General features: G+C 64.6%; 11 protein-coding genes. 8 read left to right on the top strand and 3 right to left on the bottom strand.

Translation table 11 applies throughout. From position 1 onward, the window contains the following. Window positions 1-21: 21 nt before the first annotated feature. Window positions 22-276 (bottom strand): acyl-CoA carboxylase epsilon subunit, encoded by a 255-nt coding sequence (locus tag AB4Z38_RS14165; RefSeq protein WP_441430305.1) that lies wholly within the window; start codon window positions 274-276, stop codon window positions 22-24. Then, window positions 273-1,856, bottom strand: coding sequence for an acyl-CoA carboxylase subunit beta (locus tag AB4Z38_RS14160; RefSeq protein ID WP_234750804.1), 1,584 nt, complete (start codon window positions 1,854-1,856; stop codon window positions 273-275). The genes AB4Z38_RS14165 and AB4Z38_RS14160 overlap by 4 nt, the downstream gene beginning before the upstream one ends. 210 nt (window positions 1,857-2,066) lie before the next feature. Between AB4Z38_RS14160 and AB4Z38_RS14155 the strand changes: the two genes are divergently transcribed. The 8 genes from AB4Z38_RS14155 to AB4Z38_RS14120 all read left to right on the top strand — a co-directional run bounded on the left by AB4Z38_RS14155 (window position 2,067) and on the right by AB4Z38_RS14120 (window position 10,388). Next, window positions 2,067-2,966 carry an SDR family oxidoreductase gene (locus tag AB4Z38_RS14155; protein ID WP_441430304.1) on the top strand — a complete coding sequence of 300 codons (900 nt, stop codon included), beginning with the start codon at window positions 2,067-2,069 and terminating at the stop codon, window positions 2,964-2,966. A gap of 47 nt (window positions 2,967-3,013) precedes the next feature. Next, the gene (locus tag AB4Z38_RS14150) at window positions 3,014-3,922 is read left to right on the top strand and encodes a biotin--[acetyl-CoA-carboxylase] ligase (protein ID WP_441430303.1); all 909 of its coding nucleotides are present in this window, start codon (window positions 3,014-3,016) and stop codon (window positions 3,920-3,922) included. Continuing rightward, window positions 3,915-4,550 (top strand): PH domain-containing protein, encoded by a 636-nt coding sequence (locus AB4Z38_RS14145; protein WP_441430322.1) that lies wholly within the window; start codon window positions 3,915-3,917, stop codon window positions 4,548-4,550. The genes AB4Z38_RS14150 and AB4Z38_RS14145 overlap by 8 nt, the downstream gene beginning before the upstream one ends. Then, a complete protein-coding gene (locus tag AB4Z38_RS14140) occupies window positions 4,540-5,703 on the top strand; it encodes an adenylate/guanylate cyclase domain-containing protein (RefSeq protein WP_284989780.1) in 1,164 nt (387 codons plus the stop codon). The genes AB4Z38_RS14145 and AB4Z38_RS14140 overlap by 11 nt, the downstream gene beginning before the upstream one ends. Beyond that, the gene (locus AB4Z38_RS14135; RefSeq protein WP_441430302.1) at window positions 5,703-6,461 is read left to right on the top strand and encodes a PP2C family protein-serine/threonine phosphatase; all 759 of its coding nucleotides are present in this window, start codon (window positions 5,703-5,705) and stop codon (window positions 6,459-6,461) included. Before AB4Z38_RS14140 ends, AB4Z38_RS14135 begins: the two co-directional genes overlap by 1 nt. 143 nt (window positions 6,462-6,604) lie before the next feature. Then, a complete protein-coding gene (locus AB4Z38_RS14130; protein ID WP_441430301.1) occupies window positions 6,605-7,222 on the top strand; it encodes a hypothetical protein in 618 nt (205 codons plus the stop codon). Between the two features lie 65 nt (window positions 7,223-7,287). Beyond that, window positions 7,288-9,564 (top strand): NAD-dependent DNA ligase LigA, encoded by a 2,277-nt coding sequence (gene ligA / locus AB4Z38_RS14125; RefSeq protein ID WP_441430300.1) that lies wholly within the window; start codon window positions 7,288-7,290, stop codon window positions 9,562-9,564. Next, window positions 9,561-10,388, top strand: coding sequence for an inositol monophosphatase family protein (locus tag AB4Z38_RS14120; protein ID WP_441430299.1), 828 nt, complete (start codon window positions 9,561-9,563; stop codon window positions 10,386-10,388). The genes ligA and AB4Z38_RS14120 overlap by 4 nt, the downstream gene beginning before the upstream one ends. A 70-nt stretch (window positions 10,389-10,458) precedes the next feature. Here AB4Z38_RS14120 and AB4Z38_RS14115 read toward each other — a convergent pair whose 3' ends face one another. After that, on the bottom strand, window positions 10,459-11,814 hold the full coding sequence (locus AB4Z38_RS14115; protein WP_441430298.1) for an LLM class flavin-dependent oxidoreductase: 1,356 nt from the start codon (window positions 11,812-11,814) through the stop codon (window positions 10,459-10,461). Window positions 11,815-12,032: the final 218 nt, after the last annotated feature.

The raw sequence follows: 12,032 nt of genomic DNA, 5'->3' as shown, positions 1-12,032 counted from the left end.
TCAGTTGGGTCACCGGGGGAGTCAGCCCCTGCTGCGCTTCCAGGCGCCCGGCCCCGGAGTGGGGTCCATGCGCAGTTGCTGTCGGCGCAGCCAGTGCCGCGTGCTCGGTTTTGGAGTTTCGGCTTCCTCGTGCGATCCAAGGGAAGCGACGACGGCGGCAAGCGCCGCGAGCTCTTCCGGCGTCGGGTCTCCCTTGACCACCGAAAGCAAGGGCTCGGCCGGCCCCACGTCAGTGGAATCAGCCGCGGAGTCCGGAACGTTCTGTTCGAGGCTCACAGGGGGATGTTTCCGTGCTTCTTGGTGGGCAGGCTGGCGCGCTTGTCGCGAAGGGCGCGGAGGCCCTTGATGATCTGGATGCGGGTCTCCGACGGCACGATGACGGCGTCGACGTAGCCAAGCTCGGCTGCCTGGTAGGGGTTGAGGAGTTCTTCCTCGTACTGGCGGATGATCTCGGCACGCTTGCCTTCGACGTCGCCACCGGCCTCGGCGACGGCGGCAAGGTCGCGGCGGTACAGGATGTTGACGGCACCTTGGGCGCCCATGACGCCGATCTGGGCCGTCGGCCAGGCCAGGTTGAGGTCGGCCCCAAGCTTCTTGGAACCCATGACGATGTACGCTCCGCCGTAGGCCTTGCGGGTGATGACGGTCAATTTGGGCACGGTGGCTTCGGCGTAGGCGTAAAGGAGCTTGGCACCGCGGCGGATGATGCCCTGGAATTCCTGGTCCTTGCCGGGCAGGAAGCCGGGGACGTCCACCAAAGTGATGATCGGAACATTGAAGGCATCGCAGTGGCGGACAAAGCGGGCGGCCTTTTCCGAAGCGGAGATGTCCAGGGTGCCGGCGAACTGCATCGGCTGGTTGGCCACGATCCCGACGGTGTGGCCTTCGACCCGGCCATAGCCGATGATCACATTGGGGGCATAGAGCGACTGCATTTCGAGGAAATGGGCGTCATCCACGATCTGCTCGATGACCTTGCGCATGTCGTAGGGCTGGTTGGCAGAGTCCGGGATGAGCGTGTCCAGGGCGAGGTCGTCGTCGTCGAGCTCCAGTTCTTGCTCGTGCTCCAGGACGGGGGCCTCGGACAAGTTGTTGGACGGCAGGAAGTCCAGGAGTTCGCGGACGAACTCGATCGCGTCGGCTTCGTCGCTGGCGAGGTACGTTGCAGTGCCGGTGGTGGCGTTGTGCTGGCGCGCGCCGCCGAGGGTTTCCATGTCCACGTCTTCGCCGGTGACGGTCTTGATGACGTCGGGGCCGGTGATGAACATGTGGGAGGTCTTGTCCACCATCACCACGTAGTCGGTGAGGGCGGGGGAGTAGGCGGCGCCGCCGGCGCACGGGCCCATGATGAGGGAAATCTGGGGGACAACGCCGGAAGAATGGACGTTGTTGCGGAAGATGTCGGCGAACATCGCCAGCGAGGCGACGCCTTCCTGGATGCGCGCGCCGCCGCCGTCGTTGATGCCGACCATCGGGCAGCCGTTGCGGAGGGCGAATTCCTGGACCTTGACGATCTTCTCGCCGTTGACCTGGCTCAGGGAGCCGCCGTAGACGCTGAATTCCTGGCTGTAGATGGCTACGAGGCGGCCGTCAACGGTGCCGTAGCCTGAGACGACGCCGTCGCCGAGGGGCTTCTTCTTCTCCATGCCGAACGCGGTGGAGCGGTGGACGGCCAAGGCGTCGAACTCTACGAAGGAGTCTTCGTCGAGGAGCATGTCGATGCGTTCGCGGGCGGTGTTCTTGCCGCGGGCATGCTGCTTCTCGATCGCTTCGGGGCCGGAAGGTTGTTCTGCACGGGCCTGGCGGTCGCGGAAGTCGGCAATCTTTCCCGCTGTCGTTGTCAGATCGTGGCTCATCAATGTCTCCGGCTCTGTAGCTGATTTACGCTGGCACTGCTTCGTTAGGCATGCGCTCTTAAGTAGCATCCGTACAAAGTGCGGGCCCTGTTGGCTAGTCTAATGACGCAAAAGCCACAGACCGCTGTAGAAACCCTACAATTTTCCGACTTCAAGTCGGGCGTTGAACAATGTTACTCACCGGTAACATGGTTGGGCTACAGTGTCCTCATGACCTCAAGCAACGATGCTTCTGCAAACCCTGCCTTTCCCTATCAGGCTCGTGGATCACTGAAGGGCCGCACCATCCTGATGTCCGGAGGCAGCCGCGGCATCGGCCTGGCAATCGCCACCCGCGCTGCCCGCGACGGCGCCAACATCGTCATCATGGCCAAGACCGGAGAACCCCACCCGAAGCTGCAAGGAACGGTCTTCACGGCCGCCGAGCAACTGGAAGCAGCCGGCGGCCAGGCGCTGCCGCTCGTGGGAGATGTCCGCAACGACGGCGACGTTGCCGCGGCGGTTGCCGCCGCCGTCGAACGCTTTGGCGGAATCGACGTCGTCGTCAACAACGCCTCGGCGATAGATCTCTCCCGCACTGACGCCATTGACATGAAACGCTACGACCTCATGCAGGACATCAACGTTCGCGGCACCTTCCTGCTGTCCAAGCTCGCGCTTCCGGCCCTGCGGAAATCGAGCAACGCGCACATCCTGACTCTTTCCCCGCCGTTGAACCTTGACCCGAAGTGGGCCGGCATGCATTTGGCCTACACGTTGGCCAAGTACGGCATGAGCCTCACCACGCTGGGCCTGGCCGAAGAACTCAAGAACGACGGCGTGGCGGTCAACTCCCTGTGGCCATGCACTCTGATCGACACCGCTGCCATCCGAAATATGCCCGGAGGGGCACAGATCGTCCAAGCCGCCAGGGGCTCGGAAATCATGGCCGATGCGGCCCACGCTGTCCTGACCGGCGCGCACCTGACCGCAGGCCCAGCCGGTTCGGCAACTAATACAGGCAATTTCTACACGGACGAACAAGTGTTGAGGGCTGCAGGTGTTTCAGACTTCAGGCCCTACAGTCTGGGTGCCCCGGAGGAGAAGCTTGTGCCGGATATCTTCCTCTAAGCGGACAACTCCTTCCGGGACCAGCCTGGCTGGATAGGATTCTGTCTATGGATGTCGAACAGCCTGCCAGCAGCGAACCACGTGCCCCCCGCTTGGGCCTGGACCGTGATGCCCTGCTTCATCCCGACTTCCTCGCGGCCACCGGTATTTCGCAATTGAAGATCGTGGAGACCACAGGCTCCACGAACGCAGATCTGCTGCGCGCCGTCACCACGGAACCCAAGGAATGGTCCGACCTCGCAGTCCTCACCGCCGAGCACCAGACGGCGGCGCGGGGCCGGCTCGACCGTCACTGGGAATCTCCCGCACGTTCGGCGATTTCCGTTTCGATCGTCCTGCGCCCCGTCAATTCCCAGGGCCTGCCCGTCCCGACCCAGAGCTACTCCTGGCTCTCCCTCCTGGGCGCGCTGGCCCTGCGCGAGACGCTCCTGGAGACCGCCGGTCTTCCTGCCGAGATCAAATGGCCCAACGATGTCCTCGTCCGAGGCAAGAAGATTGCCGGCATCCTGGCCCAGATGGGGCCGATGGGCGACGGATCGGTTCCTGCCGTGATCCTGGGCACCGGCCTCAACGTCACGCTTGGCGAGGATGAATTGCCTGTCCCCACTGCGACCTCCCTCCTCCTTGAGGGCGCCACGACCACGGACCGCTCCGTGCTTCTGCGGAACTATTTGTCCCGCTTCGCGGCGCTCTACCGCAGTTTCTGCAATGCCGACGGCGACCCTGCAGCAGGATTGGCCGGGGGCTCCTCCCTGCACAAGCGGGTGGAAGCTGTCATGGTCACCTTGGGACGCGAAGTGAAGGCGCATTTGCCCGGCGACCACGAATTGGTGGGGCATGCGTCCAGGTTGGATGAATATGGTTCCCTTTTGGTGGTGGACCATGGTGGCCGCGAGCACGTCGTGACCGCCGGCGACGTCGTCCACCTGAGGGCTACCGAAAGTGGTTATGCGTAAAGAGCTCCTGCGTGGGGAGCAAGTCATCGTGATCACGCGGCAGCAGCCCAGGATGCTCTTTGGTCCCGTCCTGGCATTCATCATGGTCCCCGCTGCGGCCGCGTTCGCCTGTGCATGGATAGTCAAGGGCGGACCGGGCAAGTTGCTCCCTGTCATCACGAGCGACTGGACCCAATGGTTGGTTGCCGCGTGCCTGGCCATAATGGCGATCGTGCTGCTCGGCTACAGCCTTCCGCGATTCGTCCGCTGGCGTGGCATACGGTACATCCTGACAAGCGGTCGGATAGTTGCCCGTTTCGGAATGCTTCGCCGGGGCGACTGGCAGGTGCCGCTGGCTGCGGTGCGCAGCGTAGGGATCAAACAATCGCTGCTCCAACGGATATTGCGCTCCGGGAATATATCCTTGGATACCGGGCACCCCGGCGAGACCGTCCTCGCGGACGTTCCGGAGGTCGGCAAGTTTCGAAGTTTCATCCTCGATGCGATGGCCGAGCTTCCGACGAATGTCAGGTTCGGCCCCGGCGCCGTGCCGGAGCACAGCGATTTTGACGGTTTTGCCGAGCCAGTTGACTACCCTGGTGCCGCGTTGCCCTGGGATGTGAGAGAAGGTGGAAGAGATGAGCGTTGACGAGCAGGAGCCTGAGTACATGGACCACGAGCCCGACGCCGTGCCCGAACCTTCCGTGGACCAGGCACCAACGGGGGTCCTCCCTGTCGTGTCCCCGCCCACCGGGGCCCTGTCAGCAGAACGGCTTGCCATCAAGGCCTTGGAAACGAGGCTTCTGGGCGGCGAACGCAAACTCCGGCGACGCGAAGTGGCGGCGGGCGCAGGCGTCTCGCTATTGTCGGCCCGCAAGCTGTGGCGAGCGCTGGGTTTCCCCAACTTCGGCGACCAGGATGTGGCGTTCACGGAGCGCGACCTCGCGGCGCTTTCCACCATCCTTGACCTTGTCCGCGCGGGAAAGCTCACCGAGGAAGCTGCCATTTCCGTGACGCGCGCCATCGGGCAGATGACCGACCGCATGGTGGTGTGGCAAGTCGAGGCGCTCATTGAAGACATGGTGGTGCAGCAAGGCATTCCCGACGCCGTTGCCCGCAAACAGTTGGTCAACGAACTGCCCAACCTCGTGGATGCCATGGAAGAGATCCTGCTGTACTCGTGGCGCCGCCAGATGAACGCCGGCGTGCAGCGCCTGGCCGTCCGTGCCGAAGCAGGTTTGCAGGCCAGCGAGGCCGGCCGCGAAGGGGACGAAGACGACGCTCCTCTGCCCTTGGCGCGCGCCGTAGGCTTTGCCGACCTCGTCTCCTACACGAGCCTCTCACGCCGCATGAACGAGAAAACCCTGGCCCAGTTGGTCCAGCGCTTCGAGAACAAGTGCGCGGAAATCATCTCCATCGGCGGTGGACGCCTCGTCAAGACCGTCGGCGACGAAGTCCTCTACATCGCCGAGACGCCGGCCGCCGGCGCCGAGATCTCCTTGGCGCTCGCCCAGGCCTTCACGGAAGACGAAATCCTGCCGGAAGCCCGCGTGGCCATGGTCTGGGGACGCATCCTTTCCCGTCTCGGCGATATTTACGGCCCGACCGTCAACCTGGCGGCCCGTCTCACGGCCTTGGCTGAACCCGGTACGGTCCTCGTGGACGAGATGACGGCGGCAGCGCTGGGCCAGGACGAACGCTTCGTCCTGGTTCCGCAGACGGCCGAGAACGTTCGTGGCTTCGGGGAAATCCTTCCCGTCCGGCTTGCGCGCGGCCTTGGCAAGGGCCTGGTTCTCGACTGATGAATTCACCCTCCGCAGCGACCGCCCCTGAGCCGGAATTCACGTTGAGCTATGGCTATGGGACGGACCGCGGACTCAGCCGGGAACTCAACGAAGATTCACTCATCGCGGAGGATCCGGTCTTCGCGGTGGCTGACGGCATGGGTGGGCATGAGGCAGGCGAGATTGCCAGCGCATTGTGCGTACGGACTCTCGGCAGCATGCCGCAATTGGCGTCGGGAGTCCGCTCGGCGACCGCTGTTGCCATGCAAGAGTGCATCCTTGCGGCCGACTTCCAGATCCGGAATGCCACGGGTGGCCGCGCCGGAACCACACTCACCGGCGTCGTCGTCGCTGAGCACATGGGCGTCCCGTATTGGCTCGTCATGAACATCGGCGATTCGCGGACGTATCGCTTGAGCGGGGGCGATTTCAGGCAGATCAGCGTGGACCACTCGGAAGTCCAGGAACTCGTGGAGGCCGGCAGCATCACGCGTGAAGAAGCCATGGTGCATCCGCGCCGCCATGTGGTGACCCGCGCGCTTGGCACCGGCGGCGAAAACGAAGCGGACTTCTGGTTGCTGCCCATCCAGGACGGGGACCGGATGCTGATCTGCTCGGACGGACTCACGGGGGAGCTGAGCGACGAACACATGTTCCGGATCCTGAGCACGGTGGAGAAGCCCCAGGACGTCGTGGATGCCCTCATCCAGGAGGCGTTGCTGAGCGGCGGACGGGACAATGTCACCGCGATTGTGGTGGATGCCAGGATCGGGTAGAACGACGCCGAATGGGCCGGCACACGCTCGTGCCGATGGGGTTTTTGGGGAACGGGATTTGCGACACGCCCGGACTTTGTAGGAAGATTCCGGTCAATACCACCCCAACTCCGGGCGGCCTGTGCCGTCCTGCAGAGGTAAACATGACCCAACGCTCCTCCGCGCGCTCTGGCGGCGCGACCCGTGCCGCCGTGCGACGCCCGTTCTCCGTTGCCCTCGCGGGCATTGCCATGGCTGTGGTGATGTGCGCTTTCCCGTTGCTTTCGGCCCACGCCGAGACCGTCGTGGCTCCCGGCCAGGGACAAGTTTTGCCCACCTCCCCGGCCCCGGACCCGGCACCAACCGAGCCCACGGCGACCCAGCCGAAAGTCGTGGATCCCGCTCCCTCCAAGCCACCCGTCGTCGTGCCGGTTCAACCTGCCCCGGTGGCACCCGCGCCTGCCGCGCCCGCACAGGCCCCCATGACACAAGTGACGGTGGAACCGGAACCCAGCGTGGCGCCGTCGGAGGCTTCTGTGGCCTCCAGCCCTGCGACCCCCTCGGACACCCCGACGACGAGCAGCGCCTCGCCGTCGGCGTCGTCCAATTGGAATACCCCCATCCAAGACGGGCTCAAGGCCACCCAGGCTGCCTCGGTGGGCGATGCCAAAGGGCCGGGTTCGGACATGTTCGCCGTGATCGCCATCATGGGCGGCGTTCTTTTGGTGGCGGCCGGCGGCATTGCCTTCGCTTTGTGGAGCCGCCACCGCTTTACGCACTGATTCCTGCTTGTCGCCCGTGCTTGTGATTCCTGCTTGTCGCCCAGCGGCCCTATTTTGTCGCGGCTTTGCGGCAAGATAGGTACGTGAGCACAGCAGAGAGCGAAACCGCAGTTCCAACGGAAGCCGTACGGGAAGAGTACGAAAACCTCGCAGACCTCGTCCGCAAGTACCGCTACGCGTACTACCAGGAGGATGCGCCGACGGTTTCGGACGCCGAGTTCGACTCCCTGTACCGCCGCCTTGAGGAGATCGAGGCCCTGCACCCCGAGCTCGTGTCCAACGATTCGCCAACTCAGGAAGTGGGCGGCGAGGTGTCGGCTGCTTTCGCCGCCGTCGAGCATCTTCAGAGGATGTACAGCCTGGAGGATGTCTTCTCGCTGGACGAGTTGGAAGCGTGGGTCCGCAAGGCCGAGGCTTCGGTCGAAAAACTGGGCACGGCGGCTTCCCGCATTGCATGGCTGACGGAGCTCAAGATCGACGGCCTGGCAGTGAACCTGCTCTATCGCGACGGCAAGCTGGTCCGTGCCGCCACGCGCGGTGATGGCACCACGGGCGAGGACATCACCCACAACGTGCTCACCATCAAGGAGATCCCGCGCCAGCTCAGCGGCAGTGGATTTCCGTCCGAAGTGGAAATCCGGGGCGAAGTCTTCATTCCGTCCAAGGCTTTCGCTGAATTCAACGAAGCGCTGATCGAGGCCGGCAAGGCGCCGTTGGCCAACCCCCGCAACGCCGCGGCCGGCTCCCTGCGCCAGAAGGACCCTGCGGAAACAGCCAAGCGTCCGTTGCGGATGTTCGTCCACGGCATCGGAGCCCGCGAAGGCCTTGATTCCACCAGCCAGTCGGAAACGTACAAGCTGCTGGAAGAATGGGGCTTGCCGGTCAGCCCCTACTTGAAGGTCTTGGACTCCTTCGAAGAGGTCCTGGACTTCATCAAGCACTTCGGCGAACACCGGCACGACCTCCTGCACGAGATCGACGGCATCGTGGTCAAAATCGACGACTTCGCCACGCAGCGCGCCCTCGGTTACACCTCGCGGGTTCCTCGTTGGGCCGTTGCCTACAAATACCCGCCGGAGGAAGTCCACACGAAGCTGCTCGACATCCAGGTCAACGTTGGCCGCACCGGCCGCGTCACTCCCTACGGGGTGATGGAACCGGTCAAGGTGGCTGGATCCACCGTGGAGATGGCCACCCTGCACAACCAGGATGTGGTCAAGGCCAAGGGAGTCATGATCGGCGACATCGTGGTGCTGCGGAAGGCCGGCGATGTCATTCCTGAGATCGTCGGGCCGGTATTGGCGCTGCGTGATCAGCAGGATCCTCCCGTGCGTGAGTTCGTGATGCCCACGGAATGCCCGTCCTGCCACACGCCCCTGGCTCCGGCGAAGGAAGGCGACGTCGATATCCGATGCCCCAACGCGAAGTCGTGCCCGTCCCAGCTGCGCGAGCGTGTCTTCCACGTCGCGAGCAGGGGCGCCTTCGACATTGAAGCTTTGGGGTGGGAAGCAGCCATCGCCCTTACCCAGCCTGCCGAACCGGAAACGCCGCCCCTGCGCAGTGAAGCGGCCTTGTTCAGCCTCACACCGGAGGATCTCGCCGAGGTCCGCATCCGGCGCGAGAAGCGCTCCAAAGGCGTGGGCACGGGAACGTTCGAACTCGTTCCCTACTTCTATTCCAAAGCCACCGCGAAGACCCCCTCAAAACCCACAGCCACCACGGACAAGCTGTTCAAAGAACTTGAGAAAGCCAAGTCACAACCCCTCTGGCGCGTCCTCGTTGCCCTGTCCATCCGGCACGTCGGCCCCACTGCGTCCCGGGCCCTGGCCACGGCCCTTGGGAGCATGGAAGCCATCCGGGCCGCCTCCGAGGAGGAGCTGGCCAACGTTGACGGCGTGGGACCGACCATCGCCGCGGCACTCAAGGAATGGTTTGCCGTTGACTGGCACCAGGAAATCGTTGATCGCTGGGCAGCTGCCGGAGTGCGCATGGTTGACGAACGCGATGCCGGCCTCCAGCGGAACCTGGAAGGCCTCACCATCGTGGTGACGGGCTCCCTCCCCACGCTGAGCCGGGACGAAGCCAAGGAAGCCATCATCATCAGGGGCGGCAAGGCAGCCGGCTCGGTTTCCAAGAACACCAGTTACGTCGTGGCCGGGGAGAACGCAGGCTCCAAGCTGGACAAGGCCGAGCAGCTCGGCATCCGGGTGTTGGACGAAGACGGTTTCAAGGCATTGCTCGACGGCGTCCTGGAACCAGCCGACGGCACGGCTCCGGATGATGAAGACGCAGCCGCTGCTCTGGCCGGCGCTGCCTCGTCGGACACGGACGCCGCCGAATGACGGCCGACGTTTTGGAACTTCTCGCTGTCGCCCGAGATGCTGCTGCGGCAGGAGCGGAGGTGCTCGCCGCCAGGCCTGCCGGCCCCAACTCGGCGGGGAACCTCGGCGTCGTGAACAAAGGCGACGCCGGCGACTGGGTGACGGCCTTCGACGTCGCGGCGGAGAACGCTGTGCGGGGCGCCATTACGGCAGCCCGCCCGCACGACACCATCACGGGCGAAGAGCACGGCACCACCCGGCCCGAGCGGCCCAGTGGCTACCGATGGTCCATCGATCCGCTGGACGGCACCACCAACTTCATCCGTAATATCGTCTACTACGCCACGTCCGTGGCCGTTGCGGATGCCGACGGCGTCTGGCTGGCCGGCGTCGTCAACGCCCCCGCGCTGGGACGCATCTACTCGGCGGCACGCGGCCACGGAGCGTGGCTTGAAGAAAACGGGCAGCACACCCAGCTGAGCGGACCGCTCTTGGGCCGCACCGGGCTGATCGTTGCCTCAGGGTTCAGCTATGATCCCGCCACGAGGGCCGAGCAGTTCGCCGGGCTCGGGAGCCTCATGGAAGGCTTTGCCGACCTCCGCCGGCTGGGCTCCGCCGCGTTGGACCTCTGCCTCGTGGCCGATGGAACCCACGACGCCTTCGGAGAGCGCGGGCTCAACGAACACGACTACGCGGCGGGCGCGCTGATCGCCGAGGAAGCCGGATGCTGGGTCCGGCGCCCACGGCTGACCAGCCCGCTGGACGGCGGCCCCACAGATGCGGACCGATTGGAAGCGTGGACGTGCGCGGGGACCCTTGAGCTCTCGGGCAAGTTCCCGCTCTAGGCTCCTGCGACGCCCGCTCTCTTATGTTGGTTTTCGGACGACGCCCGCTGCTGTCGGGGTGCGAGCCCTGTCAGGCGCCGGCATTCGCGAGCGACCCCACCGCTGAGAATCGGTTCGCGGGGCGTTCCAAGCCGTAGTGTTCGCGCAGCGTGTCACCGCTGTACTCGCGGCGGAACAGCCCGCGCTGGCGCAGCACCGGCACCACCTGGTCAACAAATGTTTCGAGCCCCGACGGTAGAACGGCGGGCATGATGTTGAAGCCGTCTGCCGCGCCGTTTTCAAACCATAGCTGGATCGCATCGGCGACTTGCTCCGGCGTTCCGGCGAAGGTCAGGTGGCCGCGGCCGCCTCCGAGCCTGCCGATCAGCTGCCGTACCGTGAGTTTCTCGCGGCGGGCCAGTTCCACAATGAGGGTATAGCGGCTCTTGGCGCCTTCGATCGAATCCTCGTCCGGGAGATCGGCGGGAAGCTGCCGGTCCAGCGGCAGGTCCTCAGGATCCACGCGGAGGGTCTTGGCAAGCTCGGCCCTGGCGTATTCGGGCCGGATGAGCTCGTCCAATTCGCGTTCCAGACGCAGCGCTTCGGCTTGGGTGGAGGCGATCACAGGCACAATTCCGGGGAGGATCTTGAGGCTCTCAGCCGCCCGGCCAAGTGCGACGGTCCGGGCCTTGAGATCAGCGTAGAACGCCTGTGCGTCTTCCAAAGTTTGCTGGGCGGTGAACACAGCCTCCGCATACCTGGCCGCCAGGCCCTTGCCGTTCTCGGAGGAGCCCGCCTGGACAATCAGGGGATGGCCCTGGGGTGAGCGTGGCACATTGAGCGGCCCTTGGACCCGGAAATGCCTGCCCACGTGGTTGATGGGCCGGACCTTGGCGGAGTCTGCCCAGACGCCGGCTTCCTTGTCCGCAAGCACAGCGTCGTCCTCCCAGCTGTCCCAGAGCTTGGCGGCCACCTCCAGGAACTCGGCTGCCCGTTCATAGCGGGCGGCATGGGCGGGCTGATCGTCTATGCCGAAGTTGCGTGCTGCTTCCGGTCCGGCTGTGGTCACCACGTTCCAGCCAGCCCTTCCTCCACTGACGAAGTCCACCGAAGCGAAGCGCCTGGCCAGGTTGAAGGGATCGTTGTACGTGGTGGACGCCGTGGCGATGAGGCCGATCTTTTCGGTTGCAGCCGCAATCGCGGTGAGCAGCACGGTCGGTTCCAGCTTGCCCGCGGGACGGCGTCCGACGTCGCCGAAGATTACGGGGGAGTCGGCGAAGAAGATGGAATCGAAAGTGCCACGCTCGGCAATCTGCGCGAGGTTTTGGTAGTGCCGGATGTCGGTGCTGGCGCGCGGGTTGCTCTCGGGCAGCCGCCACGAAGCCTCGTGGTGGCCAGTGCTCATGAGGAATGCGTTGAGGTGGAGTGTGCGTTGCTGGGGGCTCATGCGGGGTCCTTTCGTTGTGTCCTGGCCGCCAATCAACCACGCGACACCCGCCCCGCGCCAGCCTCGCGCAACCTTCCCGCAACAACAGGAAACCGGGCTTCACAGCCCGAAACCGGACTCAATCTGGCGCCACGCAAAGCAATGTTTGAGGGTCCCGGACGCTCGCTCACGTATGTGGGGTTTCCGGCGGACGCTCGCTCACGTTTGTGGGGTTTCCG

The sequence above is a fragment of the Arthrobacter sp. 2RAF6 genome (assembly GCF_052115205.1).
In the GTDB taxonomy this organism is placed as follows: domain Bacteria; phylum Actinomycetota; class Actinomycetes; order Actinomycetales; family Micrococcaceae; genus Arthrobacter.
This window is presented reverse-complemented; position numbering and strand designations above follow the sequence as displayed.

What these genes read in the sequence shown, in the direction of transcription:
- AB4Z38_RS14155 (WP_441430304.1), top strand. Translation starts at nt 2,067, where the DNA reads ATGACCTCAAGCAACGATGCTTCTGCAAACCCTGCCTTTCCCTATCAG.
- AB4Z38_RS14115 (WP_441430298.1), bottom strand. Translation starts at nt 11,814, where the DNA reads ATGAGCCCCCAGCAACGCACACTCCACCTCAACGCATTCCTCATGAGC.
- AB4Z38_RS14140 (WP_284989780.1), top strand. Translation starts at nt 4,540, where the DNA reads ATGAGCGTTGACGAGCAGGAGCCTGAGTACATGGACCACGAGCCCGAC.
- AB4Z38_RS14145 (WP_441430322.1), top strand. Translation starts at nt 3,915, where the DNA reads ATGCGTAAAGAGCTCCTGCGTGGGGAGCAAGTCATCGTGATCACGCGG.
- AB4Z38_RS14130 (WP_441430301.1), top strand. Translation starts at nt 6,605, where the DNA reads ATGACCCAACGCTCCTCCGCGCGCTCTGGCGGCGCGACCCGTGCCGCC.
- AB4Z38_RS14160 (WP_234750804.1), bottom strand. Translation starts at nt 1,856, where the DNA reads ATGAGCCACGATCTGACAACGACAGCGGGAAAGATTGCCGACTTCCGC.
- AB4Z38_RS14135 (WP_441430302.1), top strand. Translation starts at nt 5,703, where the DNA reads ATGAATTCACCCTCCGCAGCGACCGCCCCTGAGCCGGAATTCACGTTG.
- AB4Z38_RS14150 (WP_441430303.1), top strand. Translation starts at nt 3,014, where the DNA reads ATGGATGTCGAACAGCCTGCCAGCAGCGAACCACGTGCCCCCCGCTTG.
- AB4Z38_RS14120 (WP_441430299.1), top strand. Translation starts at nt 9,561, where the DNA reads ATGACGGCCGACGTTTTGGAACTTCTCGCTGTCGCCCGAGATGCTGCT.